This is a genomic window from Xanthomonas cannabis, assembly GCF_040616535.1.
GTDB classification, from domain to species: domain Bacteria; phylum Pseudomonadota; class Gammaproteobacteria; order Xanthomonadales; family Xanthomonadaceae; genus Xanthomonas; species Xanthomonas cannabis.
This window is the reverse complement of sequence record NZ_CP136580.1, coordinates 3,105,036-3,131,433: the sequence shown is the minus strand read 5'-3', so window position 1 is coordinate 3,131,433 and position 26,398 is coordinate 3,105,036. Positions and strand designations below refer to the sequence as shown.

General features: G+C 66.5%; 22 protein-coding genes. 12 read left to right on the top strand and 10 right to left on the bottom strand.

Annotation, left to right across the window (positions count from 1 at the left end; translation table 11 throughout):
- Positions 1-43 precede the first annotated feature (43 nt).
- On the top strand, positions 44-1,489 hold the full coding sequence (tldD, locus tag RZV17_RS13345; RefSeq protein ID WP_179454160.1) for a metalloprotease TldD: 1,446 nt from the start codon (positions 44-46) through the stop codon (positions 1,487-1,489).
- A gap of 169 nt (positions 1,490-1,658) precedes the next feature.
- On the opposite strand, the gene yjgA is transcribed toward tldD, so the two are convergent.
- Positions 1,659-2,240, bottom strand: a complete 582-nt coding sequence (gene yjgA / locus RZV17_RS13340) for a ribosome biogenesis factor YjgA (RefSeq protein ID WP_047695711.1) — start codon at positions 2,238-2,240, stop codon at positions 1,659-1,661.
- A 199-nt stretch (positions 2,241-2,439) separates the two neighbouring features.
- Between yjgA and pmbA the strand changes: the two genes are divergently transcribed.
- Positions 2,440-3,807 carry a metalloprotease PmbA gene (pmbA, locus tag RZV17_RS13335; protein WP_047695712.1) on the top strand — a complete coding sequence of 456 codons (1,368 nt, stop codon included), beginning with the start codon at positions 2,440-2,442 and terminating at the stop codon, positions 3,805-3,807.
- Between the two features lie 229 nt (positions 3,808-4,036).
- Positions 4,037-4,426 carry a DUF4870 domain-containing protein gene (locus tag RZV17_RS13330; RefSeq protein WP_047695713.1) on the top strand — a complete coding sequence of 130 codons (390 nt, stop codon included), beginning with the start codon at positions 4,037-4,039 and terminating at the stop codon, positions 4,424-4,426.
- Positions 4,427-4,494: 68 nt separating this feature from the next.
- Here the strand turns inward: RZV17_RS13330 and RZV17_RS13325 are convergent, their stop codons facing one another.
- The 5 genes from RZV17_RS13325 to RZV17_RS13305 all read right to left on the bottom strand — a co-directional run bounded on the left by RZV17_RS13325 (position 4,495) and on the right by RZV17_RS13305 (position 10,797).
- Positions 4,495-5,592 carry a M35 family metallo-endopeptidase gene (locus tag RZV17_RS13325; protein WP_047695714.1) on the bottom strand — a complete coding sequence of 366 codons (1,098 nt, stop codon included), beginning with the start codon at positions 5,590-5,592 and terminating at the stop codon, positions 4,495-4,497.
- Between the two features lie 717 nt (positions 5,593-6,309).
- Positions 6,310-7,185: a polyprenyl synthetase family protein gene (locus tag RZV17_RS13320; RefSeq protein ID WP_039411769.1), complete on the bottom strand. Its 876-nt coding sequence runs from the start codon at positions 7,183-7,185 to the stop codon at positions 6,310-6,312.
- Position 7,186: 1 nt separating this feature from the next.
- Entirely contained in the window at positions 7,187-7,450 is a 264-nt protein-coding gene (locus RZV17_RS13315; protein ID WP_039411772.1) for an exodeoxyribonuclease VII small subunit, read from the bottom strand.
- A gap of 31 nt (positions 7,451-7,481) precedes the next feature.
- A complete protein-coding gene (tilS, locus tag RZV17_RS13310) occupies positions 7,482-8,714 on the bottom strand; it encodes a tRNA lysidine(34) synthetase TilS (RefSeq protein ID WP_355609372.1) in 1,233 nt (410 codons plus the stop codon).
- Positions 8,715-9,063: 349 nt separating this feature from the next.
- Positions 9,064-10,797: an alkaline phosphatase gene (locus RZV17_RS13305; RefSeq protein WP_355604071.1), complete on the bottom strand. Its 1,734-nt coding sequence runs from the start codon at positions 10,795-10,797 to the stop codon at positions 9,064-9,066.
- Positions 10,798-10,912: 115 nt separating this feature from the next.
- Between RZV17_RS13305 and RZV17_RS13300 the strand changes: the two genes are divergently transcribed.
- The 3 genes from RZV17_RS13300 to RZV17_RS13290 all read left to right on the top strand — a co-directional run bounded on the left by RZV17_RS13300 (position 10,913) and on the right by RZV17_RS13290 (position 13,887).
- Entirely contained in the window at positions 10,913-12,253 is a 1,341-nt protein-coding gene (locus RZV17_RS13300; RefSeq protein WP_355604068.1) for a dicarboxylate/amino acid:cation symporter, read from the top strand.
- A 9-nt stretch (positions 12,254-12,262) separates the two neighbouring features.
- Positions 12,263-13,105, top strand: coding sequence for a class I SAM-dependent methyltransferase (locus RZV17_RS13295; protein WP_355604065.1), 843 nt, complete (start codon positions 12,263-12,265; stop codon positions 13,103-13,105).
- Positions 13,106-13,395: 290 nt separating this feature from the next.
- Entirely contained in the window at positions 13,396-13,887 is a 492-nt protein-coding gene (locus RZV17_RS13290) for an acyl-CoA thioesterase (RefSeq protein WP_355604062.1), read from the top strand.
- A gap of 222 nt (positions 13,888-14,109) precedes the next feature.
- Here the strand turns inward: RZV17_RS13290 and RZV17_RS13285 are convergent, their stop codons facing one another.
- Both RZV17_RS13285 and RZV17_RS13280 read right to left on the bottom strand, forming a co-directional pair.
- Positions 14,110-14,859, bottom strand: a complete 750-nt coding sequence (locus tag RZV17_RS13285; RefSeq protein ID WP_047695720.1) for a C40 family peptidase — start codon at positions 14,857-14,859, stop codon at positions 14,110-14,112.
- A gap of 109 nt (positions 14,860-14,968) precedes the next feature.
- Entirely contained in the window at positions 14,969-15,514 is a 546-nt protein-coding gene (locus RZV17_RS13280) for a C40 family peptidase (RefSeq protein WP_355609369.1), read from the bottom strand.
- Between the two features lie 109 nt (positions 15,515-15,623).
- Here RZV17_RS13280 and RZV17_RS13275 point away from each other — a divergent pair, with 109 nt between their 5' ends.
- The 6 genes from RZV17_RS13275 to RZV17_RS13250 all read left to right on the top strand — a co-directional run bounded on the left by RZV17_RS13275 (position 15,624) and on the right by RZV17_RS13250 (position 21,778).
- Positions 15,624-16,103, top strand: coding sequence for a peptidylprolyl isomerase (locus RZV17_RS13275; RefSeq protein WP_039406090.1), 480 nt, complete (start codon positions 15,624-15,626; stop codon positions 16,101-16,103).
- A 233-nt stretch (positions 16,104-16,336) separates the two neighbouring features.
- Positions 16,337-17,578, top strand: a complete 1,242-nt coding sequence (locus tag RZV17_RS13270) for a DUF418 domain-containing protein (RefSeq protein WP_166751460.1) — start codon at positions 16,337-16,339, stop codon at positions 17,576-17,578.
- 6 nt (positions 17,579-17,584) lie between these two features.
- Positions 17,585-18,835, top strand: coding sequence for an FAD-dependent oxidoreductase (locus tag RZV17_RS13265; protein ID WP_355604057.1), 1,251 nt, complete (start codon positions 17,585-17,587; stop codon positions 18,833-18,835).
- Complete coding sequence (gene gorA / locus RZV17_RS13260; RefSeq protein ID WP_355604054.1) at positions 18,832-20,202, top strand: glutathione-disulfide reductase; 1,371 nt, start codon at positions 18,832-18,834, stop codon at positions 20,200-20,202. Before RZV17_RS13265 ends, gorA begins: the two co-directional genes overlap by 4 nt.
- Before the next feature lie 428 nt (positions 20,203-20,630).
- Positions 20,631-21,038 carry an MGMT family protein gene (locus tag RZV17_RS13255; RefSeq protein ID WP_166745079.1) on the top strand — a complete coding sequence of 136 codons (408 nt, stop codon included), beginning with the start codon at positions 20,631-20,633 and terminating at the stop codon, positions 21,036-21,038.
- Positions 21,039-21,079: 41 nt separating this feature from the next.
- Entirely contained in the window at positions 21,080-21,778 is a 699-nt protein-coding gene (locus tag RZV17_RS13250) for a rhomboid family intramembrane serine protease (RefSeq protein WP_355604051.1), read from the top strand.
- A 214-nt stretch (positions 21,779-21,992) separates the two neighbouring features.
- Here the strand turns inward: RZV17_RS13250 and RZV17_RS13245 are convergent, their stop codons facing one another.
- The gene (locus RZV17_RS13245; protein ID WP_104580502.1) at positions 21,993-24,005 is read right to left on the bottom strand and encodes a M13 family metallopeptidase; all 2,013 of its coding nucleotides are present in this window, start codon (positions 24,003-24,005) and stop codon (positions 21,993-21,995) included.
- 170 nt (positions 24,006-24,175) lie between these two features.
- A complete protein-coding gene (locus tag RZV17_RS13240) occupies positions 24,176-26,263 on the bottom strand; it encodes a M13 family metallopeptidase (protein ID WP_355609366.1) in 2,088 nt (695 codons plus the stop codon).
- Positions 26,264-26,398 lie beyond the last annotated feature (135 nt).

Sequence of the window (26,398 nt, the reverse complement as noted above, 5' to 3'; positions counted from 1 at the left end):
CGAACGACTTGTCTCCCCGGCGCGCGGGCCCCATCCTGACCGCATGACCGATCACGCACTCACTCTGGCCGAAACCCGGCTGTTGCTTCCTTCCGGCCTGGATGCCGGCCATCTCGACCGCACCTTCGGCGCCCTGCTGGGCCCGGGCATTGACTTCGGCGATCTGTATTTCCAGCATTCGCGGCGCGAGAGCTGGAGCGTGGAAGACGGCATCGTCAAGGACGGTGCGCATTCCATCGAACAGGGCGTAGGCGTGCGCGCCATTGCCGGCGAAAAGACCGGGTTTGCGTATTCCGACGACATCCAGCGCGAGACCTTGCTGGAAGCGGCGCAGTCGGCCCGTGCGATCTCGCGCGACGGCGGTGCGCAGTCCACGCGCGCGCTGGTGCGTGGCAATGGCCGGGCGTTGTACCCGGCCACCGACCCGATCGACGACATGGACAGCGCCACCAAGGTGGAGCTGCTACGCCGCATCGACCAGTACCTGCGCGCTGCCGACCCGCGCGTCAAGCAGGTGATGGTGAGCCTGTCCGGCGGCGTGGACACGGTGTTGATCGCCCGCAGCGACGGCGTGCTGGCCGCCGACGTGCGCCCGCTGGTACGCCTGAACGTGCAGGTGATCGTCGAGCACAACGGCCGCCGCGAATCCGGTTATTCCGGCGGCGGTGGCCGGTATGGCTACGCCGAGCTGTTTGCCGAGGGCCGCCCGGAAGGGTTTGCGCGCGAAGCGCTGCGCCAGGCGCTGGTCAACCTGGACGCGATTCCGGCACCGGCCGGCGTGATGCCGGTGGTGCTCGGCCCCGGCTGGCCCGGCGTGCTGCTGCACGAGGCAGTGGGCCACGGGCTGGAAGGCGACTTCAATCGCAAGGGCACCAGTGTCTACGCCGGCCGCGTCGGCGAGCGCGTGGCGTCGCCGGGCGTGACCATCGTCGACGACGGCACCCTGGACGGCCGGCGCGGTTCGCTCAATATCGACGACGAAGGCACGCCGACCCAGTGCACCACGTTGATCGAAGACGGCGTGCTGGTGGGCTACATGCAGGACAGCCACAACGCGCGCCTGATGGGCGTGGCGCCCACCGGCAACGGCCGCCGCGAATCGTTCGCGCACCTGACCATGCCGCGCATGACCAACACCTACATGCGCGCCGGCCAGCACGACCCGGAAGAGATGATCCGCTCGGTCAAGAAGGGCATCTACGCCGTGAACTTCGGCGGCGGCCAGGTCGACATCACCAGCGGCAAGTACGTGTTCTCGGCCACCGAGGCCTACCTGATCGAAGACGGCAAGGTCACCGCGCCGGTCAAGGGCGCCACCCTGATCGGCAACGGCCCGGAAACCATGCAGAAGGTGCGCATGATCGGCAATGATCTGGCGCTGGACGAAGGCGTGGGCGTGTGCGGCAAGGACGGGCAAAGCGTGCCGGTCGGCGTCGGCCAGCCGTCGCTGTTGATCGACGGCATCACGGTTGGCGGAACGCAGGCCTGAGATGCGGGGATTTGGGAATCGGGATTCGGGATTCGCAACGGCAGGAGCGCAGAGCAGTGCGTCGGGCGTTTGCGCTTCGCGGGTTCAGCAGAGGGGAATCGGGAATCGGGATTCGGGAGTGGCAACGGCCGGGATGGTCGTTGCCTCGATTGATGGATCGGACAGCTCCTTATTCGTCGCCTTCCGACGCCGATTCCTCGTCGTCCAATCCCGAATCCCCACTCTCCAATCCCTGCTCTTGAGACAGCTCGCGCAGCACCTGGAACAGTTCGCGGTAGGCGCGCGGGGGTTTGTTCTTGGCGCGTTCGTGGATCGCGTTGCGTACCAGTTGGCGCAGCTGCTGGCGGTCGGCGGCCGGGTAGGCTTCCAGCAGTTCGGCCAGCGCGACGTCGCCTTCGGCGAGCAGGCGCTCGCGCCAACGCTCGACCCGGTGGATCGCGGCCACCTCGCGGCGCGCGGTGTCGCTGTTGGCGTCCAGCGCATCGCGGATCGCGGCCAGGGTTTCGTCGTCCTCGCGGCGCATGTGCTTGGCCAGAAATGCCAGCTGTCGCTTGTGGGCGATGTGTGAGGTGATGCGCTTGCTCTCTTCGATATGCGGGATCAGCGACTCGGGCACCGGCAGCTTGGCCAGCTGCGCCGGGGTCAGCGCCACCAGCTTTTCACCCAGGTCGAAGATTTCCAGCGCCTCGCGCCGCTGCTGGCTGCGGCTGGCGCCGCGGAATTCACCGGTCTCTTCATCACGTCCGCGCATTGCCACTACATCCCGAAACTTGGTTAGTTGACTTTCCGGCCACGAACGGCCGGACTCCGGCGGAAGACTCCGCAGCAAATTCAGACACTCCGGCCACGGATGGCCGAGCTTTCGCGGACGGATCCGCATCCAAATTCAGACAGTCCGACCATGGATGGTCGGGCTTTCGCGGACGGATCCGCATCCAAAGGATAAAGCATTGAACGCACTCTCCTCCGAAACCCGTGTCGCCGACGACAGCCTGCAGCGTCTGGACGCATTGACCGATATCTCGCAGCGCCTGCTCGAGCGCGCCCGTGCAGCCGGCGCCACCCAGGCCGAAGTGAGCTGTAGCGAGGAGCGCGGCCTGGACGTCAACGTACGCCTGGGCGAGGTGGAAACGGTCGAATCCACCCGCGACCGCGGCATTGCAGTGACCGTCTACTTCGGCAAGCGCAAGGGCAGTGCCAGCACCGCCGACCTGCAGGAGTCCAGCCTGGAAGCCACCGTCGCGCAGGCCTGTGCCATCGCGCGCTACACCGAAGACGACGTGGCCGCCGGCCTGGCCGACCCGGAGCTGATGGCGCGCGAGTTCCCCGACCTCGACAGCTGGCACCCTTGGGCGCTGGACGCCGACACTGCAGTGGATCTGGCCCTGGCCTGCGAAAGCGCCGGGCGTGAGGCGGACGCGCGCATCAGCAATTCCGACGGCGCCTCGGCCAGCACCGGGCTCAGCCTGTCGGTCTACGCCAACTCGCATGGGTTCGTCGGCCGCGAACGCGGCACCCATCATTCGATCAGCTGCGCGTTGATTGCCGGGCAGGGCGACGGCATGCAGCGCGACGGCTGGTACAGCAGTGCCCTGGCGCGCGAGGACCTCGAAGCGCCGGAGGCCATTGGCCGCCACGCTGCCGAGCGCACCCTGGCGCGTCTGCAGCCGCGCTCCCTGCCTACCGGGCAGTTGCCGGTACTGTTCGCGCCGGAAGTGGCGCGTTCGCTGGTCGGCCATCTGCTGGGTGCAGTGTCCGGTGGCGCGTTGTATCGCCGCGCCAGCTTCCTGCTCGACAGCGTCGGCACCAAGCTGTTTCCGGACTGGTTCAACATCGAAGAACTGCCGCATCTGCGCCGCGGGCTGCGTTCGGCCGCGTTCGATGGCGAAGGCGTGGCCACGCGGCGTTCGGCGCTGATCACCGACGGCGTGCTGCAGCGCTACGTGCTGGGCAGCTATTCGGCCCGCAAGCTGGGTCTGCAGACCACCGCCAACGCCGGCGGCGTGCACAACCTGCAGGTCAGCGCCAACGCCGGCGATCTGGCATCGCTGATCGGCGGCATGTCGCGCGGGCTGCTGGTGACCGAGCTGATGGGCAACGGCGTCAACCCGGTGACCGGCGATTACTCGCGCGGCGCCGGCGGTTTCTGGATCGAGAACGGCGCCATCGCCTATCCGGTGGATGGGCTGACCATCGCCGGCAACCTGCGCGACATGTTCGCCGGTATCGAAGCGGTGGGCAGCGATGTCGACCCGCGCTCACACGTCAAGATCGGCTCGGTGCTGATCAACCGCATGACCGTGGCGGGCGATAGCTGAGCTAGGCGTTCGTGTGCTGGGTCAATGCGCCGCCTGCGTTCGGGCGCAGTGACGGATGAATCATGCAGGCGCCTGTCTCGCCATGTGGTGGGGTGGGGACGTCGGGTCCGGGTGGTGCGCACTGCACGGACCGGACCTGGCTGCCGTGAGAGACCATGTCTTCCCGCACTGGTGGCTGGCTGAATCGTTGTTATAGTCCGCCGCACCACAATCATGTTCGGGGAGACATATGAGCGAATTCGACACCCACGCCGCACCGCCGCCACCGCCGATCGGCACCAGCACGCCGTCCGAAGAACGCACCCTGGCGCTGGCCGCGCATCTGCTCGGCATCCTGACGTCCTTCATCGGCGCGTTGGTGATCTGGCTGATCAGCAAGGACGCCAGCCCGTCCAAGCCGTTCGCCACCGACCAGGCCAAGGAAGCGTTGAACTTCCAGATCACCGTGATCATTGCCTATGTCCTGGCGGTGATCCTGACCATCGTCTCGTTCGGCATCCTGTTCTTCGTGCCGACGCTGGTCTGGGTGGCCAACCTGGTGTTCTGCATCCTGGCCGCGGTCAAGGCCAACAACGGCGAGCATTACCGTTACCCGTTCGCGCTGCGCCTGATCAAGTAATCGACGCGGCGGTAAACACAAAGGCCCGGCAGCGATGCCGGGCCTTTGTCGTTCAGGCGATGGCGCGATCAGTTCTGCGCCGGGGTGTTTTCGGCGAAGTATTCATGGCTGTCGGCGTTGGTGATGGCCTGGGCCGGATTGCTGATCGCCAGGCTGCGCGCACCGGACTGACCGTAGACGCGGTCCTGCGTGCCGGCCACCACGGTGAAGTGGCTGGTCTCGTGCACCAGCGTGCCCGCCTTGGAGTCGGTGCCGGTGGTGGACGCGCTCCAGAACGCGTTGCAGACATGGATCTCGTACGGCTGGTTCGGATACACGTAGGCGTACGCGTCGGCCAGATCCGCCTCGCAGCTGCAGTTGATCGTCAGCTGGCCGTTGTTCTGGTCCAGCGCGTTGTCGATGTTGACGAAGTTGGAGCTGACCCGGCTGTAGCGCGAGGCGTTGTAGGCACCGAACCAGGTGGTGTAACGCGCGCCGGTGCTGCCGGCGTTGAGGTAATTGCGCGAGTTCTGCGAGTAGTTGCGCGCGGCAGTGACCGCACTGGCGGCCTGGTTGGTGCGGGTGGTGCTGCAGTTGAGGTAGTTGATGCCGTTCACCACGGCGGTCGGGCCGACTGCGAGCTGGCGCTGCACGCCGCGGCGTGCACCGTCCAGCCACACGGTGAGCGGGGTGCTGGTGGCCACCGCGGGCAGGCCGTTGGCGGCTTTCATCAGGCTGCCGTCGGACAGCGAGGCGTACTGCAGGGTGGAGCGCACCTGGATGGTGTAGTTGCCGCTGGTGGATAGGTCGTAGGCGCCGGCCAGATCGACCTCACCCTTCACGCTCTGGCCCGGCTGCAGGATGGTGAAGTCGGCCGCCTTGGGCAGGCCGCGCTTGACCAGGCGCCCGGTGTAGTCCACTGGCGTGCCATCGCGGCTCACTTCCAGAATGCCGTTGTCCAGCGACTTCAGCGGCAGCTGATAGGTCGGCACGCGTGCGATCTGGCTGCCGTTGTTGGTGACGGTGACGGCGATCTTGCCTTGATGACGGCCAGCCTGATCGGCCACTGGCGACAACTCGATGGTCAACGGAACCGGGCCGCGCACGGACTGCGCCTGCGCCGAACCGAGCACGCCAACAACGGCGAGCGTGCCTGCTGCAAACGATGCGAGAAAAACATTTTTCACCAGTGACTCTCCTTGGTCGGGGGATGCCTGCGAGTGCAGGCCAACCAAACCTAGGTAGCGCGAGCGGGCGCGACAAGTCGTTCAATTAACGATATTTCTGATGACAGATAATCCAGAAATCAGAGCAAATCACTGCCGATGTCGATAATTCAGGAATAAAGCGTGATGCCCGTCGTTTCTTGAGGCTGGGCGTGTGTCAGCGGCTGACACAAACCGCAGTTATGAAAGTTTCATTTTGTGACCTTCTTCTCCGGTCGCTCGATCGCCCTCACGGCTGCAACCGTGCGCTGGCGCACGGAGTGCGCAGATTGGGTCGCCTTCATCAGTGCGGGCCGATCAGAACGGCTGCCAGCGGGATGCCGGAAGCCGGCGAGGTGCGAGTGGGCTGCCCACTTCGGCGCCGTGTTGGAGTGCACCCAAGCGTCACTGCGATGCTCGACGGCAACCGCGAGCAGGTCGGCCGGCCATGTCGCAGCCACCGGCGTTGGGTCGTGCCGATGCACCGGGCAGCCGGATGCCTGCGTGTGTGTTGACCCGGTTGTATGCGCCAGTGCTGGCTCGCGGCGCCAGCGCACAGGTGCTCTGCGTATGTTGGTGACGCAGTGAACGAGCAGCGCTTTCGGCGCACCGTCTCCCGACCGAGCAGAACTGTCCAATGGAGGAGTGTGGTCGGGCACCACCGTCGTCGGCTGACGACGGTGGCCGTGGCGAGGCGCTTCAGTGCGCCCGGTCCACCGCGAACCGGCCCAGGCTGGCCAGGGTGTCGCCCGGCTGGCCATAGGGCTGCAGGATGTCGTGCATGCGCGTTGCCAGCTCCGCCAATTTGGATTTGGCGCCGTCCATGCCAAGCAAGGCAGGGTAGGTGGACTTGGACTGTGCGGCGTCCTTGCCGGCGGTCTTGCCCAGCTGCGCCGAGCTCGACTCCACGTCCAGGATGTCGTCACGGACCTGGAAGGCCAGGCCCAGCGCGTCGGCAAAGTCGTCCACGCGCTGCTGGTCGGCCGCGCCGGCGTTGCCGGCCAGCGCGCCCATGCGCACCGCCGCGCGGATCAGGGCACCGGTCTTGAGCGCATGCATGCGCTGCAAGGCGTGCAGCGATTGCAGCTGGCCGGTGGCATCGATATCCAGTGCCTGGCCCCCACACATGCCGGCAGCACCGGCAGCAGTGGACAGGCTCTGCAGCCAGCCCACACGCAGCTCGGCACTGACAGGTGCGGCGGCCAGCAGCTCGAAGGCGCGGGTCTGCAATGCATCGCCGGCCAGGATGGCGGTTGCTTCGTCAAAGGCGATATGCACGGTGGGCTGGCCGCGGCGCAACGCGTCGTCGTCCATCGCCGGCAGGTCGTCGTGCACCAGTGAGTAGGCGTGGATCAGCTCCACGGCCACCGCCGGTGTGTCCAGCAGGTCTTCCTCGGCGCCGAACAATGCGCCGCTGGCATACACCAGCAACGGGCGCATGCGTTTGCCGCCGCCGAGCACGGCGTGCCGCATCGCGGCGTGCAGCCGCTGCGGCGCCAGTGCGGCATCCGGCAGGCCGGCTTCGAGGCTGCGTTCGGTACGGGCGATCCAGTGTTCGAACAGCGCGGAACTCACCTCAGCCGCCGTCCAGCGACGGCGGCTCGAACGCTTCGGCAAGCTCGGGGCGGGCGGGGTCGGTCAGCAATCGCACGCGCAGTTCGGCCTGTTCCAGCGCCTGCTGGCAATCGCGGTACAAGCCGATGCCACGTTCGTAGGCGGTGAGCGACTGCTCCAGGCTCAGGTCGCCGACTTCCATTTTCTGCACCAGTTGCTCGAGTTCTTCCAGCGACTGTTCGAAGCGGGCAACCGGGGATGTTTCGTTCAAGGACTTCTTGGCCATCGCTAAAGTGTGCGGCGCGCGCGCAGGCGGGTCAATTCGCCGTGGTGTCCGCGCGCCAGACCAGACGCGCCGCATTGGCCTGCAACCAGTGGCTCAACGTGGCCGAGACGATGCAATCGCCCGCGGCCAGGACCTGGTCGCCAGCCCACAGGATCGGCAGGCGATCGCGCTCCCACGGCGGCAGATCCGAGGCCTGCAGCAGATGCTTGAGCCGATGCGAATGCGCGCGCTGCGGCAGCACGATGCGCTCGCCACCGTGTCGGCCACGCACCAGTAGCGGTTGCGCAAAGCGCAGCCCCGGCGCGCCCAGCAACTGCAGCTGCGCGCCATCGGGCAGGCAGAGCGGCTGCGCGCCGTCCCATGGCGCAGACCACTGCGCCGGCCATGGGACGGACGGGCGGCGCAGGTAGAGACGGTGCCGCCAGCGGCGCACTTCGACCTGCTGCCACGCAAAACAGGCCTGCCGGTCGGCGGCGTGGTGCTCGATCTCCTGCTCCAGGGCTGCCACGCCGTGGGCGGGCAGCGGTGGCGCGCCGGCTGCGCTTGCCCATGCGCGCAGCAAACGCGGCCGGCGTGCCGCGGGCTGTGCGCGCAGCAGCTGCAGGTCCAGGGCGCCCGTGGCCGTCTGCATATCAGGCAGCAGTCTCAGGTCCTCGTGCAGCAGCAGCTCACCGGCGTCGGCACTCAGCTGCGCACTGCGTGCCAGTGCGTCGGCCGCCTGCGGCCAGCGTTGCTGCAGCAACGGCAGTACCTGGGTCCGCAGGAAATTGCGGTCGTAGCGCGCATCTGCATTGCTCGGGTCTTCGATCCAGTGCAACCGGTGCACCTGTGCATACGCCTGCAGGTCGGCGCGTGCCCGCGTCAGCAACGGGCGCCACGCCATGCCGTCGGCAAAGCACCGCTGCGCGCGCATGGCACCCAATCCATCCGGGCCGGAGGCGCGCAGTGCGCGCAGCAGGAAGGTTTCGGCCTGGTCGTCGCGGTGGTGGGCCAGTGCCAACCATTCGCCGGGCGCAAGGCTTTCGGCAAAGGCGGCATGGCGGGCCTGGCGCGCGGCCGCCTCCAGGCCCAGCCCGCTGTCGCGCGCGACCTGCACCTGCACGATGCGCAGCGGCACCTGCAGCGCCGCGCAGGTGTGCTGGCAATGCAGCGCCCAGGCATCGGCGTCGGCATGCAGGCCGTGGTGCACGTGCAGCGCCCGCAGGCCGCGCGCACGGTAGGCCGGAATCGCAGCCAGCGCGTGCAGCAAGACCGCCGAATCCATGCCACCGCTGTAGGCGATCACCACCGGGCCGGGGGGAGTGGCGGGCAGCAATGTAGTGGCGTCGGTCACCGGGTGCTCACTGACGGCCGAACACCGCGTCGCACGCGAGCTGCCGGTGTCTGCGAAGCAGCGGTGTGCCAGGCGGGTGTGGATCGCACCGCCTGGCCCGCGCACATGGCGGTGCCATGGCCATCGCGGTGTGCCGCGCATCGGCAAGCACAAGCCGATGCGGCCAGTTGCCCAAGCCGCTGCGCGTCATGCCCACCGCCATCCGTTGATGCGGCAGACACGCCGGCAAGGTGAGGCCGGTCGCCGGCCCACCGGCGGTCATCGCGCAGCAAGCCGCCCATCAACGCGTGGCCGCCGCCTCGAACGTGGCCGGCTTGGGCAGCTCCACCGGCACGCCGGCACTGTTGCAGGTGCCGGCCTTGCACAGGCGCGCACGCAGGCGGGGGGTGGCCTGCACGATGACGTGGTAGATCACGTTCTCTTCCAGCGTGCCGCGGAATGCCGCGCTGCCCGGGCCGGTGGCCCAGATGCCGACGTCTTCGCCGCCATGGCTTTCGGACTTGGTCGGCACCAGCGACTCCTGCATGTAGCTGGGCGCCTCGGTGTCGACGTGGGTCAGGTCCGGACGACCGGACGCCGGCTCGCTGTTGCTGGGCTCGTGCGGGTACTTCTTCGGCCCGGCCGGCTGCGCGTTGCTGGCGCCGGTGTAGCCGGGGCCGTTGGCGTAGCTGAGCGTGGTGTAGGGCTGGCCGGCCAGGTCGGTGGCCAGCTGGGTGCGGTCGCCTTCTTCGCCGCCGGTGCCGCGGACCTTGCCCAGAATCGGGTTGCCGCGCACCGGGTAGCCGACGAAGTTGAGCGTGTGCGAATGGTCGGCGGTGACGATGATCAGCGTGTCCGGTGGCGCAGTCTGCACGGCAGTGCGCACCGCATCGGACAGCGACACGGTTTCATCGAGCGCGCGGTAGGCATTGCCGGCGTGATTGGCGTGATCGATCCGGCCGCCTTCGACCATCAGCACGAACCCGTTCGGGTCGCGCGACAGCGACTGGATCGCGGTGCGTGTCATCTCGGTCAGGCTGGGCTCGCCCTGCTGGGTGCGGTTGCGGTCGTGGTCGAACTGCATGTGGTCCGGTTCGAACAGCCCCAGCAGCGCCGGCGCGCCGGTTGCCGCTTTCAATTGCTGCGCGTTCCAGACATACGCGCCCTGCGGGTGCGCCTGCTTCCATTCGGCCACCAGGTCGCGGCCGTCCAGGCGCAGGCCCACCTTGTCGTCGTATTCGGGGTCGCGCTCCTGCACGGTCTGGAACTGGCTGCGTCCTCCGCCCAGCACCACCTGCGGGCCGCGTCCGTAGCGGGCGCTGGACAACAGCTGCTGGGCGATGTCCTGGCAGCCGGCGGTGCGCGCGGACTCGGGAAGATCGGTGTCGTTTTCCCAGTTGCGGTCCGGCGAATGCGCATACGTTGCCGCAGGCGTTGCATGGGTCAGGCGCGTGGTGGTGACGATGCCGGTGGCCATGCCGGCGCTGTCGGCCAGTTGCAGCCAGCTCAGCAGGCCCTTGTTCAAGCTGTCGGCGCAGTCGCTGCGATTGCCGCTGCTGACCCCGATCGCGCCCATGTGCGACTTCACACCGGTGGTGATGGAGGTCATGGTGCCGGCCGAATCCGGCGTCTGCGAATCGGTGTTGTAGGTCTTGCTGAAGGCGGTGGCCGGGAACTGCTCCCACGACAGCAGGTTCTCCTCGCCGGGCCCGCCCTTGCGTTGGCCATCGAGGATGCGTGCAGCCGCCACGGTGGTCAGGCTCATGCCATCGCCCAGGAACAGGATCACATTGCGCGCCTTGCCGGCCATGGCGCCGTTGCCGGCGGCGCGCGCCGCACCGGAGCGATACCACCATTGCGGGGTCTCGCCGGCCGGATGGGTCACGGGTGGCACGTCCACGTCGACGGCAGCGGGTGCAGAGGCGCTGCTTCCGGCAGTGGAGGCGCAGGCGGCGACGCAGAGCGTGGTGAGGGCGGCGAGGGCAGGCAGGCGGTAACGCATCGGGGTCGAACTCGTGGCTGAATCAGCGCCCATTATGCCGGCCCGCGTCCGTCGCACAGATGACACGCCGCTGTTCCAGTCGTGGCCTCGCGGGCAGGCCGGGCCTGCGATAAGGTGCATGCACTCTCCCCCCGGATGATTCGACGACATGAGACTGGTTGCGGCCTGGTTGCGCATTCCGTTCTGGCAGCGCGTGGTGGCCGGCTTCGTTCTCGGCGCGCTGGCCGGTGCGGCAATGGGCCCTGCGGCCGACGTGTGGTTCGGCCCACTGGGCGATCTGTACGTCACCCTGATCAAGATGATTGCGGTCCCGCTGGTGTTCTTCGCGGTGATCAACGCGATCTCGTCGCTGCACGGGCAGAAATCGGTGGCCGCGCTGGGGGGGCGCACCTTCCTGTGGTTCGTGATCACCGCAGCCCTGGCGGTGGGCGTTGGCCTGGCGGTGGGCACGTTGATGCAGCCGGGCGCCGGCCATTTCAATCTGAGTGTGGATTCGGCCTGGAAGCCGCGCGATGTGCCCAGCCCGATCAAGGTGCTGCTGGACGTGGTGCCGTCCAATCCGTTCTACGCACTCACCGGCATCGGCACCAAGACCAATGCCGCGGGCGAAACCGGGCTGGCGGCCGGGCGCGGCTCGATCCTGCCGGTGATCTTCTTTGCCGGGCTACTCGGCTTTGCGATGGTCAAGCTCGGCGAACGGGTGGCCGAGGCGCGCAAGCTGACCGGGCAACTGAGCGACATCATGATCCAGGTCACCCGCTTCGTGCTGGAGATGACCCCGCTCGGCACCTTCGGCCTGATCGCCAGCCTGGTCGGCAGCTACGGATTCGCCAAGCTGTTGCCGTTCGGCAGTTTCGTGCTGGCGCTGTATGTGGCCTGCGCGATCCATATCCTGGTGGTCTACAGCGGCCTGTTGCTGGTGCATGGGCTCAACCCGTGGAAGTTCTTCCGTGGCGCTGCGCCCGGCATGCAGGTGGCCTTCGTCAGTTCGTCGAGCTTTGCCGCCATGCCGGTGGCGATGCGCTCGATCACCCATAACCTTGGCGTGAGCAAGGATTACGCCGCATTCGCGGTGCCGCTGGGCGCCAGCATCAAGATGGACGGCTGCGGCGCAATCTTTCCGGCTTTGTGCGCAGTGTTCATCGCGCAATACACCGGCGTGCCGCTGACCGCCAACCAGTATTTCGTGGTGCTGATCGCCTCGGTACTCGGCAGCTTCGGCACGGCCGGCGTGCCAGGCACGGCGGTGATCATGGCCACGGTGGTGCTGAGCGCGGCCAACCTGCCATTGGAAGTGATCGGCTACCTGTACGCCATCGACCGCATCCTGGACATGATGCGCACCATGACCAACGTGACCGGGCAGATGCTGGTGCCGGTGCTGGTGGCCAAGGAAACCGGCCTGCTCGACAAGACCATCTACGAATCCGCCTCCACCAATGTGGGGCTGGAAGATCCGCCGGCGGACAGTGCCAAGCCGCTGCGCTGAGCGCCCTCGATGACGGCAGGATTTCCCGTGCTGCGCGAGCGCCTGGCGCAAGTGACCGAGCTGGAGATGGTCGACGGTGTGTTCGTGCAGCGCAGCCTGGTGCCGGACCCGTTCGAGGATCGCTATCTGCAGGTGCGGCGCAAGGAAGGCCGCCTGTATACCGATGCGCAGGTCCGCAGCCTGCCGCGCCCCGGCGGCAAGCTAGGCGCCAGCCTGGAATGGCAGGTGCGCGCGCTGTCCAGTGACTTGCTGGTGCAACACCTGCGCGCGCGCGCAGGCGAGGGCGCCATTCTTGAACTGGGCTGCGGTAATGGCTGGCTGTCGCAACGGCTCGCCCAGTCGCTGCAACGCGACGTGTGCGGCATCGACGTCAATCGCACCGAACTTGCGCAGGCCGCACGCGTGTTCGGTCACGACCAACGCCTGAGTTTCGTTGCCGCCGATATCCACACCCTGGCAGTGCCGCAGGATGTGTTCGACGTCATCGTGGTGCCGGCGTGCATCCAGTATTTCGCCGACCCCGGCGCGCTGCTGGTGCGCCTGCTGGCGCAGCTGCGCGATGGCGGCGAGCTGCACATCCTCGACAGCCCCTTGTATGCAAATCCGCAACGCGCCAACGACAGTGCCGCGCGCAGCCTGCGGTATTTCGCCGAGTTGGGCGTGCCTGCATTGGCCGAGCAATATCACCAGCACACCTACGCCACTTTCGACCGATTTGCAGTGGAATGGCGGTTCGATCCGCGCCGGCTGGGTGCGCGGGTGCGGCGCCTGCTGAGGCTGCAACAGCCGCATTTCCCGTGGCTTTGCCTTCGCAAGCAGGACAACGTCGCGGCGGTGTGCGCGACGGCCTAGCGTTGCCTGCAAGCTGCATTGGACGAGGCTGCGATATAGCGGCCGGTGCGCAGGCCGGTCGCTTGCGGACGTCGACAGCCAGGTGGGTGCCGCGTCGACATCGCAATGGTGGCCGGCGTTGCGGTTCTGCTCGCAGGGCTGCAGAGCTCGCGCCGGATCAGCGCAGGTCACCGCCTTGCAGGTGGGCAACGTCGCCCAATGTCGCGAGCAGTGGACGCGGCCGCGCAACGCGTGCCCGCCGTTGCAGCCACATGGCACACTGCCGGCTCATCCATTGAGGGAGGCGGGCGGTGATCGGCCAACAGCGTGATCTGACATTTCGATTTCTGGCCGAGCCCAGCGACGTCAATTTCGGCGGCAAGGTGCATGGCGGCGTGGTGATGAAGTGGATCGACCAGGTCGGTTTCGCGGCGGCCAGTGGCTGGAGCGGGCATTACTGCGTGACCGTGGCGGTGGGCGGCATCCGTTTCGTGGCGCCGGTACGGATCGGCGACCTGGTCGCGTTGTCGGCCAAGCTGGTCTACACCGGGCGCAGCAGCATGCACTTCGCCATCGATGTGCGTGCGCGCAGCCCGATGGGGGGCGACTCGCGCCTGTGCACGCACTGCATCATCGTTTTCGTGGCGATGGATCCGGACGGCGTCACGCCGGTGGAAGTGCCCTCGTGGCGACCGGATACCCCGGAAGACCAACGCCTGGCCGAGTACGCGCTCAAGGTGATGGAACTGAGCAAGGGGATCGAGGACACCATGTCCCATTACCAGGCCGATACCTCGCGGTAACCGGCACCGCAGGTTGCGCTGCCGCTGGGGTCCACGCATGCCCGAGATGCCGCACGTAGCGTGAGGCCAGGCGCATGAAGTACAGCCGGCGGCGGGTGCACCCGCTGCCATGCAGCGGTCACGGGCGATGCAGAACTGCAACGTGCCACGGCACTGCAACAAAAAGGCCGCGGGATCGCCGCGGCCTTTTTGTTGCAATCGACGCAGTGTCTATACCGGCAGTCAGAGCACCCGACGTGCCTGGATGAACTTCTCGCTCCAGTAGCCGCTGGCCAGCGAATCCACGCGCACGTCCTTGCCGCGGCTGGGCGCGTGCAGGAACTTGCCGTCGCCGACCACCAGGCCGACATGATCGATGCGGCCACGCTTGCCGAAGAACACCAGGTCGCCTGCCTTCAGCGCGTTCGGGTCCTTGATCAGCTCGGCTGATTCATCGCGCGCAATGTCGCGCGAAACGCGCGGCAGATCGATACCCAGCGCGGTCTTGAAGACGTAGCCAACCAGGCCGCTGCAATCGAAACCTTCGGTGGACTCGCCGCCCCAGACGTAGGGGGTGCCGAGCAGGGCCATGGCGCGTTGCAGGATCACCTGCACGCGGCTGTCCGCCACGGCGTTCTGTGCAGCGTTGGCTGCGCTCTGCGACACGTCGTAATTGGCCAGCAGGCGGCTGAGGTCGCCGGCGAACATCGCCGAGCGGTCCATCAGCGGAATGGCGTCGTTGGCGGCCAGGTGCGGAAGCAGGGCGGCCAGTGTTGCGGTGGCAGCGGCGTCGGCGCGGCTGCGGGTTGCGGCTTTCTCGGCGGCGACGGCGCTGTCTGGCGTGGTCGTCTGCGGAGTGGATGAGGCGCTGGTGGCGGTCTGCGCCAGAGCGGGAAGTGCAGCAATCCAAAGTGCGGTGGCGCAAAGCAGGCGGAGCGGTTTCCGGAGCGGAAGCGGGGCGGCGCCAGGGCTGATCTGTTCGTCGTTCGTCACGCGGGAATCACAATTCTGCTGTCGATGCGGGATGATGCCCTGGTGAACGAATCGTTACGTTCAAAAAAAGTTAACTTTCCGTTTTATGACTTGTGATGTTCATCACACTTCAGTGTAAAACCCGCTTTGAACCTGAATAATGGTCACGCCAGTAGGCACCGTCCAGGAAATCCAAGCGGACCGTACCGCCGGTGGTCGGGGCATGCACGAAGCGACCTTCACCCACGTAAATGCCGACATGGGTCACGCTGCCGCTGGCTCCGAAGAACACCAGATCGCCGGTGGCGAGCCGCTCTGGCGGGATCGGCGGCCCCTGGATCGCGGCCAGCTCGCGCGAGGTGCGCGGCAGCATGACGGCCGCCACGTCCTTGTAGACATAAGTGACCAGCCCGCTGCAGTCGAACCCGGTCTCCGGTGTGTTGCCGCCAAACCGGTACGGAGTGCCGACCAGGCCCAATGCGCGCATCAGGATGTCGTTGGCCGCCGCAGGATTGGCCGGCGCCACCTGCGGCCAGACGCGCGGCGGCGGCGGCGGCGCGGCGGCCGGACGCCGCACGGGGGTCTGCTGCGCGCAACCACCCAGCAGGAACAGGCCCAGCAGCAAACAGGCCGCGGCGCGATGGATGCGGGCGGCGAAAACTGGCGTGATATGCATGGAGCCGGGATAATGGGCGGTTCGAAAGGTCGCCATGATGGCGGCGCACCCGGCGGCCGACAAGCCGTCCTCAACCGTCTGCCACCGGGCAGCCCATTCAGAGCCAGGCATGAAGATCGAAAAAGACAGCGTCGTCCGCTTCCACTACACCGTTTCGGAGATCGGCCAGGAGCCGATCGAGAGCTCCAAGGAGCGTGACCCGTTGGCGATCCTGATCGGCCACGGCAATATCATTCCCGGCCTGGAAGCGGCCATGATGGACAAGGAAGCCGGCGAAAGCTTCGGCGTCGACGTCAAGGCGACCGAGGCCTATGGCGAGTACCGCGAAGGCCTGAGCCAGCGCGTGCCCAAGAAGCATTTCGGTGCCACCAAGCTGGTTCCGGGCACCCAGGTGGTGCTGCAGACCAACTTCGGCCCGCGTGCGGTCACCGTGCAGAAGGTCGGCATGAGCGTGGTCGATGTCGACCTCAATCACCCGATGGCCGGCAAGGACCTGCACTTCGATGTGGAAATCATTGAAGTGCGCGAAGCAAGCCAGGAAGAGCGCGACCACGGGCACGTTCACGGTGACGGCGGTCATCACCACTAAGCACTGCGGGCAGGGTGTCGGCGTCGCCGGTGGCGGTGAAGTGCTGGATTCCGGGTTCGGTCTGCACCTCGGTTGCGTGCCGGGCCGCCGGAGCCGCCACTTTCCCACCAGGGGGCACGCACTGCGCCACGCTCGATGCAGCCGGTAACGGCGGCGTTTCCGACGGCCCGCCCTCCAGGCGGGCCGTTTGCGTTCTGCGGTGTGCGCCATCGCACCCGATGGCCTGAGTTGCAATGACCCGACCCGATTTGCTCCCCATTGCCGCGACCGAGCGCATCGTCGTGTTGGACGTACTGCGCGGCTTTGCATTGCTCGGCATCCTGCTGATGAACATCGAGGCCTTCGTCGGACCGCTCGATCTGGCATTGAGCGGCGTGGAGCCGCACTGGCACGGCGCCGACCGCATCGCCGATGCGCTGGTCTATCTGTTCGTGCAGGGAAAGTTCTACACCCTGTTCTCGATGTTGTTCGGCATGGGCTTTGCAGTGATGGCGCAGCGCGCCGATCAGGCAGGGCGCGGATTGATCGGCATGTACCTGCGCCGCACTGCCGGCTTGCTGGTGATCGGTCTGGCGCATGCGCTGCTGCTGTGGTCCGGTGACATTCTGGTGACCTATGCCGTGCTGGCGGTCCTGCTGCCGAGTGCGCGCAAGGTGCCGACGGTGACGTTGCCGTGGCTTGCGGCGCTGGTGTACCTGTGCGCGCCGGCGCTGGTGATGCTGTACGGCAGTGCGATCGCGCTGATGCAGTCCGATCCGGCAGCAGTGAGCGACTGGAACACCGCCATGGCCGACGCCGCGCAGCAGGCAGCAGCCAACGTACAGGCACAGCGCGCCGCGTTTGGACACGGCACCTACCTGCAGGCCACCGCGCAGCGTTGGCATGACCTACGCCAGGCGATGAGTGGGCTCAGCATCAATGGTCCGGCCATGCTGGGCATGTTCCTGTTGGGCAGCTGGTTCGTGCGCAGCGGCGCGATCGCGGCGCCCGAGCGCTTTCCACAGCTGTTTCGCGCGTTGCGCTACGGGGCCGTGCCGCTGGGGCTTGCCGTCATGGTGGTCAGCTACGCGCTGGAACCATGGATGGACCCTGCGCGTGCGACGCTGCGCCTGTCCGGCGCGTTCGCGTTGGCGTTGATCGCGGGGCCGCTGATGAGCCTGGGCTATGCGGCATGGGTGGTGCGCTTTGCGTCGCGTCTGGCATGGCTTGCGCCTGCCGGCCGCATGGCGCTGAGCAATTATCTGTTGCAGTCGGTGCTGTGCACGTGGGTGTTCTACGGGTACGGGCTGGGCTACTTCGAGCAATTGCCGCGCGTGTGGCAACTACCGTTCGCAGTGGCGCTGTTCGCCGCGCAGGTGGTGCTGAGCCACCTGTGGCTGCGCTGGTTCCGCTTCGGGCCACTGGAATGGGTCTGGCGGAGCGTGACCTATCTGCGCGTGCCGCCGATGTGGCGCAGCAACGCCCGGGCCGGGTAGCCGCGGGTGAGCGCCGTGCGCGAGGACGTGGTGGTGATCGGTGCCGGCGCGATCGGCCTGGCCACTGCGCTGGCGCTCGTGGAAGCCGGCCGTCAGGTGCGCGTGCTCGATGCCGGTGCGTTGGGCGCTGCCACCTCGCACGGCAACTGCGGCACGATCACGCCAAGCCATGCGCCACCGCTGGCGGCGCCGGGCATGATCGCGCAGGCGGTGAAATGGATGCTGACGCCGGACGCGCCCTTGTACATCCCGCCACGCCTGGATCCGGCGTTATGGCGCTGGCTGTTGCGGTTCGCACGGCGCTGCAATGCGCGCGACTGGCACGCCAGTGCGCATGCGCGTGCGGCCCTGCTGCACGACGCGCGCCACCGCCTGGACGACTGGGTGAGGCGTTACGCGCTGGACTGCGACTACCGGACCGATGGGCTGGACTATGTGTTCGGCGATGCACGCCGCTTTGCGCAGTACCGCGCCGAATGCAAGGTGCTGGCGCAGTGGGGCATCCAGACGCAGGTAATCGATGGCGCCGACTACGCGCGGCAGGATCCGGCATTTCGCGACGGCATCGCAGGTGCGATCCATTTCCCTGGCGACGCGCATCTGCGCCCGGAACGCTATACCGCAGAACTGGCCAGGGTGCTGCGCGCGCAGGGCGCGGTGATCGATGAGCACTGCCGCGTGCATGCCGTGCTGCCGGAGGCATCCGGTGTCTGTGTGCACACCGACCCGGCGGTGCTGCACGCACGTGAGGTGGTGATCGCCACCGGGCCGTGGTCGCCGCAGCTGGCCGCGCAGCTCGGGCTACGCCTGCCGGTGCAGGCCGGCAAGGGCTATTCGATCACTTACAGCGCACCACCGTTGATGCCGCGCCGCCCAGTGGTGCTGAAGGATCGCTGGGTGTTCGTGGTGCCGTGGCGCGACCGGCTGCGCATCGGCAGCACGATGGAATTTTCCGGCCACGACATCCAGCTCACGCCCGCGCGCCTGGCTGCGCTGGAACGTGCGGCCGCCGACTATCTGCATGCGCCATGCGGGCCGGCAGTGATCGAACGCTGGTATGGATGGCGACCGATGACCTGGGACGATGTGCCGGTACTGGGCGCCGTGCCGGCGCGTCCTCACGTCTGGCTCGCGGCCGGCCATGGCATGCTCGGGATCAGCATGAGCACTGCAAGCGGAAAACTGATGGCCGACCTGATCACGGGCCGCGCACCTGCGCTGGACCCGCATCCCTACCGGGCGGAGCGATTCGCATGAGTGCGCGTTACGACTACGACGTGGTGATTCTGGGCGGCGGTTCCGGTGGGCTGGCGGCCGGTTTTCGCGCGGCAAAACACGGCGCGCGCGTGGCGATCATGGAGCCCGGCGAGCTGGGCGGGACCTGCGTCAACCTGGGTTGCGTGCCGAAAAAAGCGATGTGGCTGGCGGCCGATCTGGCCGGCAAGATCGAGCTGGCCGGCGCGCTGGGGTTCGATGTGCCGCGACCCGCGTTGGCATGGCAGGAGCTGGTCACGCATCGGCAGGGCTACATCGCCAACATCCATGCGAGTTATCGGCGGCGTCTCAACGAAGATGGCGTGGTCCTGATCCCGCAGCGTGGCGTGTTGCAGGACCGCCATACCATCCTGGGTGGCGACGGTGTGCCAGTCACTGCCGAGCACATCGTCATCGCCACCGGTGCGCATCCGCTGCGCCCGGGCGTGGACGGCGCCGAGCACGGCGAGGTTTCAGACGATTTCTTCGACCTTTGCCATGCGCCAGCGCACGTGGCGATCGTTGGGGGTGGCTATATCGCGGTGGAAATCGCCGGCCTGTTGCAGGCACTTGGCAGCCGCGTGCACCTGTACGTGCAAAGCGACCGTCTGTTGGAGCGCTTCGATGCGGAGTTGACGCTGCAGTTGGCCGACAACCTGCGCCACCTGGGCGTACGCCTGCATTTCGGTTTCACCACCACCGGTCTGGAGCGCGATGCGCAGGGCGGGCTGCGCGTGCATGGTCATCCTGCGCATCCGCGCGAGCAAGGCAACGATGTGTTCGACAAGGTGTTCTTTGCCATTGGCCGGCGCGCCAACACGGCCGGCCTGGGCCTGGATGGCGTCGGGGTGACGCTCGGCGACAAGGGCGAGGTAGTGGTGGACGACGGGCAGACCACCAATGTGCCCAACATTCATGCGATCGGCGATGTGGCTGGCAAGGTCGGGCTGACGCCGGTGGCGATCGCGGCGGCGCGCAAGCTGATGGACAGGTTGTTCGGCAACCAGCCCGATGCGCGCATGGACTACGACGGCGTGCCCAGCGTGGTGTTCTCGCACCCGCCGCTGGGCCATGTGGGGCTGACCGAGGAGCAGGCACGCGAACGGTACAACGGCGAGGTGCGTGTCTATCGCAGCAACTTCCGCCCGATGCTGCATGCGCTGGCCGATGCGCCGCAGCGCAGCCTGTTCAAGCTGGTATGCGCAGGCCAGGAGGAGCGTGTGGTCGGCGTGCATCTGCTGGGCGAGAGCGCCGACGAGATGCTGCAGGGCTTTGCGGTTGCGGTGAAGATGGGCGCGACCAAGCGCGACTTCGACGAGACGGTGGCGATTCATCCGACCTCGTCGGAAGAGATCGTGTTGATGCATTGAGGGATGGCGGCGCGGTGGCGTTGCCGTCGCTATCAATGGTTGGTTGCCATGTGGCGGCGCATAAGGCGATGCCGCGTTTACTCCCAGACTGCGATCTCCAGTGGCAGCCGTGCCCGCATCCGGCGCTGGGCGCCACCTTCTCTCCCATAAAGGGGCAATGTCCCGATGTGAGAAGGAATGAAGCCTATCCCAGCGGGGAGAGGCCTCAGCACAAGCGACTCATTGATCCAGCTCGATCTGATGTTCAAAGCTTTTTGTACTCTCATCGGGCGAATGACGACGTATTGCGTTGCCTGAGCGGTTTGCTTGCTGCGCCCGTACCCTCACCCCAACCCCTCTCCCGGGGGAGAGGGGCTTGCAACTTTCTCTTAGCCTACGGGGCGATCCGCACGCGCATATGCACCCCCGTCAGCTGGCATGCTTGCGCGATGTCCAGATCTCGCTTTTCAACGCCATTTCTATCCGCCACCTCTGCAGGGCATGCCGCCTCCAAGGGTGAGTCACTGTCCGGCGAGCAGGCGCGGCTGCGGATTCTCCAGGTGATCCGCGCGATTCCCGTGGGCGAGGTCGCCGGTTATGGGGACGTTGCCCAGCGCGCCGGCTTGCCGGGCCGTGCGCGGCTGGTGGCGCGCGTGCTCAGCGGCAATGACGACCCGCAGCTGCCCTGGCACCGCGTGGTGCGCAGTGACGGCCGGATCGCCCTGCCCGAAGGCTCGGCAGGCCATCGCGAGCAGTGTCAGCGGCTGCGTGCCGAGGGCGTCCGGGTGGAGCAGGGCCGTGTGCGCCGGGCCAGTGCCGCACAGCGGCTGGATGCGGCCGTGTGGGGGCCTTCATAGGGCTGCCGTTATCATCTGCAGCATTCTGAAGGAATGCCGCCATGCCCCAACTGCCGCCCGTCACCAAAGCCTTATTGATCGCCAACATCGGCCTGTTCCTCCTGCAGTGGGCGGTGGGCGACCTGGGTGCGGGCATGCTGCCATCCGATAGCACGCTGTCATGGCTGATGCTGTGGCCGCTGTCCAACGGCTTCGATGCGTTTTCGCCCGGTGCCAGCTTCATGCCGTGGCAGTTGCTGACCTACGCCTTCCTGCATGGCGGTTTCAACCATCTGTTCTTCAACATGCTGGCGCTTTTCATGTTCGGTGCGCCGCTGGAACAGACCTGGGGCCAGAAGCGCTTTCTCACCTATTACCTGGTGTGCGTGACCGGGGCCGGCGTGTGCCAGTTGCTGATGGCCTGGTTCACCCAGAGCGGTGCGCCGGTGGTGGGGGCCTCGGGTGGTGTGTTCGGGCTATTGCTGGCCTACGGCATGCTGTTCCCGAACCAGCGCGTGATGCTGCTGTTCCCACCGATTCCGATGAAGGCGCGCACCTTTGTGATCGTGTTTGGCGCGATCGAATTGTTTCTGGGCGCGACCGGCTGGCAGCCGGGCGTGGCGCATTTCGCGCACCTGGGCGGCATGCTGTTCGGCTGGCTGATGATCCGCTATTGGCGCGGCCAGCCGCCGTTCGGTAGCAGCGGCGGCCGCAAGGGCGGTGGCAAGGGCCGCAAGCCGCCGTTGCGCGTGGTGCGCTGAGGTCGGACTACGCATCGATTCATAGGAGCGGATCCGGCCGCGACGGCGGTTACCGGTAAAGCCGTGTCGCGGCCAGGTCCGCTCCTACGTTCAGCGTGTTTCAGGCTGGTCGGTAAATCGACAAACGTGGAGACAAAAAAAGAGCGCGGATTCCGCGCTCTTTTTCATTGCCTGCCACTGCGTGTTGATTGCCAGTGACCTCCTGGCGCGTGAATCAACGCCAGATCTTGATCTGGTCCGCGTCCACGCGCTGCATCGGCTGGCCCGGCTTGCAGGTGAATGCTGCTCCGAACTCCGGCAGGTTCGACAGCGGGCCATTGGTGCGCCACTGGCCCGGTGCACGGATGTCGGCGCTGGCGCGCTGCACCGCTTCGTTCGGCGACAGTTGCTGTGCCCACAGGCCGGCCCAGGCAGTGAAGAAGGCCTGCTTGTCGGCTTCGGTGGCGGCGGGTTGCGCCTTGCTGAAGGCCTGCCAGGCCAATTCGACGCCGGCCAGATCGGCCAGGTTCTCTTCGGCGGTCTGCGCGCCGTTGACCTTGGCATTGGGCACGCCCGGGTACGGATAGGCAGCGAACTGATTGGCCACCTTGCCGGTGAGCAGCGTCCAACTGGTCTTTTCGGCCGGCGTCCACCAGCTACGCAGCTCGCCCTTGGCATCGACCAGCGACCCCTTGGCGTCGATCGCGCGGGTCAGCTCGTGCGCCACAAGCGCGCCGTAGGCGCCGTACTGGGCCGCCGGCGTGCTGCCGCTGGTCAGCACAGGTGCCTGCAACACGGCAGCGGTGACGATCAGGCGGTTCTGTGCAATGTCATAGGCGACGGCGGGCTGCTGCGGCAGCACGTCCCAGCGACGGTCGGCGTTGCCCTTGCCGATGCGCTTCATTTCCTCGCGGTGACGCCAGGTCGAGGCGATCAGCATGTTGCCGCCGAAGCTGCCACGGCCCATCGGCTGCACGGTGTAATCCAGATCGCGACGCGGTGCGCCGACTTCGATCTTCATCGCGGTCAATTTGGCCTTGGCTTCTGCCACTGCCTCGCCGTTACCCCAGCCGGTGCGCTCCAGCGCGGCCAGCTGTGCGTCGCGCACCTGGTCGGCGATGGCTTCGGCCTGGCGGCGGGTGTCGCTGCTCAGGTAACGCGCCACGTATTCGCGACCCAGCATCGGGCCGGCAGCCACGTTGATGGCATCCAGCACCTGCTGCCAGCGCTGCGGCGCCACGGCGTCGCCACGCAGCAGGCGGCCGCGGAACTGGTATTCGGCATCGTGGAAGCTCTTGGACAGGTACGGCGCCATCGCATCGCCCACGCGCCAGCGCAGGTAGGCCTTCCACTGCTCCGGCTTGATGCTGACGATCATGCTGTCGAGCTGCTTGAACATGGCCGGGTCGGCCATCGACACCAGGTCGTCCTTGACGCCCTGGGCCTCCAGGAAGTCGGCCAGGCGCAGGTTCTTGTACTGCTTGGTCAGCTCCTTGGTGGCGATCGGGGCGTAGTTGTTGAAGGGGTTGTTGATGCCCTGCACCGACTGCGCGCTACGCGCCAGCGCGGTTTCGATCTGCAGCACGGAGGCGGCATCGGCGTCGAGCTTGTCGGCCGGGGTGCCAGTCAACGCCAGGATCTGCTTGACGTAGGCGCGGTAGCGGCCCATCAGCGCCTGGGTGTCGGCATCGGTACGGGTGTAGAACGCCGGGTCGGGCAGACCCATGCCGCCCTGCATGAAGTAGCCGATGTGGCGGTCCAGCGCCTTCAGGTCCACATCGGGACCGAAGTTGAAGCCGACCGGAATGCCGACCTGATGCAATGCGGCGATCGAAGCGGGCACATCCTTGGCCTTCTTGATCGCGTCGATGCGCGACAGCAAGGGGGCGATCGGGTTGGAGCCGTCCTTTTCCACGGCGGCCTCATCCAGGCCGCTCGCCCAGAAATCGCCCAGCAGCTTCTGCACATTGCCCTGCGGCGCCTTCATCGAGGCGTCCAGCAACTCACGCTGCTGCTGCAGTGCGCGGTCGGACAGTTGGCCCAGCGCGGTCACGGCGCCGGCCTGCGGCACCGGGTTGGCCTTCAGCCAGCCGGCATTGGCGTAGTCGTAGAAATCGGTGCAGGCCGCAGAGACGGCCGGGGCCTTGGGAGCTGCCTTCTTCTTGCGAGCGGCGTCGGCGTCGGGGGCGGACAGCAGCGTGATCAGGCTGAAGCCAAGAGCGAGGGCAAGCGGGCGAATGGTGGGCATCGAGAAGACAGGTGGCCAGAGTAAAGTCGGCGGAGTTTAGCAAGGCTGCGTGCTGCGCAGGCATGCGCCCGCTGCCGTTCGTCTCCGGTACCGGCCGTTTGCATGAACGCGACAGGCCCGCGTGTGCGGGCCTGTGCGTGCGCTCATGGGTTGGAAGCGCTTGCAGGCGCTTACCAGATCACCACGCGGTCCTTGTCCGGGCGCACCATTGCATCGCCTGGCTTGCAGGAGAACGCCTGGGCGAATTGCGGCATGTTGGACGGCGAGGCGATGGCACGCAGGTGGCTTGGCGAATGCGGGTCGGAGGCCAGATAGACCAGCTGCTGCTGCTCACGGACCTGTTCGCGCCAGTTGCGCGCAAAGCCCAGGAAAAACCGTTGTTCCGGGCGGTAGCCATCGATCGTGCGTGCGCGCTCGGGATGCGTGCGCAGTGCGGTCTGCAAGGCGTCGTAGGCAATGTTGAGGCCACCCAGGTCGGCGATGTTTTCGCCCAGGGTGAGCTTGCCGTTGACGTGCAGGGTTGGATGGTTCGGCAGCGGCACATAGGCGTCGAATTGCTTGACCAGCACATCGGTGCGCGCGTCGAAGGCTTTGCGATCCTGCGGCGTCCACCAATTGACATTGTTGCCCGCGCCATCGAATTGGCTGCCCTGATCGTCAAAACCATGCGACGCCTCATGGCCGATGACGGCGCCGATCGCGCCGTAGTTCAGTGCGTCATCCGCGTTGGCATCGAAGAATGGCGGTTGCAGGATGGCGGCCGGGAAACTGATGGAGTTTGTGCTGGGGCTGTAATACGCGTTGACCGTCTGCGGCGTCATCGTCCAGCGCTTGCGATCGGTGGGTTTGCCGATTTGCGCAATGTCGTAGTGGTAGTTGAACTTTGCCGCGGCCTGCAGGTTGCGGTAATACGCGCCGGGCACGATCTCCAGCCCGGACCAGTCGCGCCAGGTGTCCGGGTAACCGATCTTGGGCAGGAAGGTTTCCCACTTCGCCAAGGCCTTGGCCTTGGTCTGCTCGCTCATCCAGTCGACGTGCTCGATCCGTGTCTTGAGTGCGGCACGGATGTTGTCCACCAGTTCGGCGGCGCGTTGCTTGGTGTCGGGCGTGAAGACCTTGGCGACGTACAGTTCGCCCAGGCCTTCGCCCATGGCCCCGTTGACCGCACGAAGAACGCGCTTCCAGCGCGGCCGTTGTTCGGGCTGCCCGGACAGCGTCTTTCCATAAAACGCAAAGTTGTTGTCGACGAACGCCTTGCTGAGCTGCTTGGACGCCTCATCGATGGTATGGAAGCGCAGATATGCCTGCCACTGCGCCACCGGCGCGGTGGCTAATTGTTGATCGAATGCCGCAAAAAAGCGTGGTTGCGACAGCGAGAAGCCGGGGCCGACATCCACGCCCTGCGCGGCGAAGAATGTTGTCCACGAAAAGTGCGGCGTGATCTTGTCGGCATCGGCGACGCTGAGGAAGTGATATCGGTTCTTGGGCTGGCGGGCATCGGTCGGCGCAAGCGATGCAGCGGCCAGGCGCGATTCGAGCGTCATGACGTCTTTGGCCTGGCGTTTGGCCGTGTCGGCATCGCTCCCGGTGAGTTCGAAGGATTTGGCGATGTAGGCGAGGTAGGCTGCGCGGATGGGAGCGTATTGCGCAGCGGTGTAATAGTCCTTGGTCGGCAACCCCAGGCCACCTTCCTGGGCGAACGCGATCTGCTGCTCAGCCTTGTGGAAATCGGGGCCGGCACCGAAATCGAACACCAGTGCGTCGCCTTCTGCGTAGCGTTTGGTGATGTAGTCGGCAATCGCGGTGCTGGAGCTGAGTGTGGCAATCGCCTCCAGCTGCGGACGAATGGGGTCGTAGCCGGCTGCTTCGATGGCGTGTTCGTCCATGCCCGGGGCGTACAGCAAGCCCAGCTTGCGGGTCAGGGGATCGGCCTGTTTGTCTGCCTGCCTTGCGGCGGCTTCGACAATCCGTCGCTGCGTGGCCAGGCTCTTTTCCACGAGCTCGTCGAACACGCCCCAAGTGGTCTGGTCGGGCGGAATCGGATTGGCCTTGTCCCACTTGGCATTGACGAAGGTATCCAGATTCGTGCACGCGCTTGACGCGGTATCCAGCTCTTCGATATCGAAAGCCGGCTTGGATGGAGTGGCGGCCGCAGTGGGTGCCTGCGTCGGTACGCTGCTGTCATCGGATGCGCGCTTGCAGCCCGTCAAAGCGACCAGCAGGGCAAGGGCGAGTGTTGAAGTCTTGATGGCTGACATGGCAGAAAGTGGCAGGAAGGAGCACCGAGAATAGGCGGGCTCTGCCGTGCTGGCGCATGCGTTTGAGCTTTGTTGAGACTTGTATTTAGGGTGCTGATCGCTGGACAACAGGTGCCTGATGGCGCAGGGAAAATG

Coding starts and splice junctions, on each gene's coding strand:
- tldD (WP_179454160.1), top strand. CDS start 44: ATGACCGATCACGCACTCACTCTGGCCGAAACCCGGCTGTTGCTTCCT.
- yjgA (WP_047695711.1), bottom strand. CDS start 2,240: ATGCGCGGACGTGATGAAGAGACCGGTGAATTCCGCGGCGCCAGCCGC.
- RZV17_RS13330 (WP_047695713.1), top strand. CDS start 4,037: ATGAGCGAATTCGACACCCACGCCGCACCGCCGCCACCGCCGATCGGC.
- RZV17_RS13315 (WP_039411772.1), bottom strand. CDS start 7,450: ATGGCCAAGAAGTCCTTGAACGAAACATCCCCGGTTGCCCGCTTCGAA.
- tilS (WP_355609372.1), bottom strand. CDS start 8,714: ATGGATTCGGCGGTCTTGCTGCACGCGCTGGCTGCGATTCCGGCCTAC.
- RZV17_RS13305 (WP_355604071.1), bottom strand. CDS start 10,797: ATGGGCGCTGATTCAGCCACGAGTTCGACCCCGATGCGTTACCGCCTG.
- RZV17_RS13300 (WP_355604068.1), top strand. CDS start 10,913: ATGAGACTGGTTGCGGCCTGGTTGCGCATTCCGTTCTGGCAGCGCGTG.
- RZV17_RS13295 (WP_355604065.1), top strand. CDS start 12,263: ATGACGGCAGGATTTCCCGTGCTGCGCGAGCGCCTGGCGCAAGTGACC.
- RZV17_RS13280 (WP_355609369.1), bottom strand. CDS start 15,514: ATGCATATCACGCCAGTTTTCGCCGCCCGCATCCATCGCGCCGCGGCC.
- RZV17_RS13275 (WP_039406090.1), top strand. CDS start 15,624: ATGAAGATCGAAAAAGACAGCGTCGTCCGCTTCCACTACACCGTTTCG.
- RZV17_RS13270 (WP_166751460.1), top strand. CDS start 16,337: ATGACCCGACCCGATTTGCTCCCCATTGCCGCGACCGAGCGCATCGTC.
- gorA (WP_355604054.1), top strand. CDS start 18,832: ATGAGTGCGCGTTACGACTACGACGTGGTGATTCTGGGCGGCGGTTCC.
- RZV17_RS13255 (WP_166745079.1), top strand. CDS start 20,631: ATGTCCAGATCTCGCTTTTCAACGCCATTTCTATCCGCCACCTCTGCA.
- RZV17_RS13250 (WP_355604051.1), top strand. CDS start 21,080: ATGCCCCAACTGCCGCCCGTCACCAAAGCCTTATTGATCGCCAACATC.
- RZV17_RS13245 (WP_104580502.1), bottom strand. CDS start 24,005: ATGCCCACCATTCGCCCGCTTGCCCTCGCTCTTGGCTTCAGCCTGATC.
- RZV17_RS13240 (WP_355609366.1), bottom strand. CDS start 26,263: ATGTCAGCCATCAAGACTTCAACACTCGCCCTTGCCCTGCTGGTCGCT.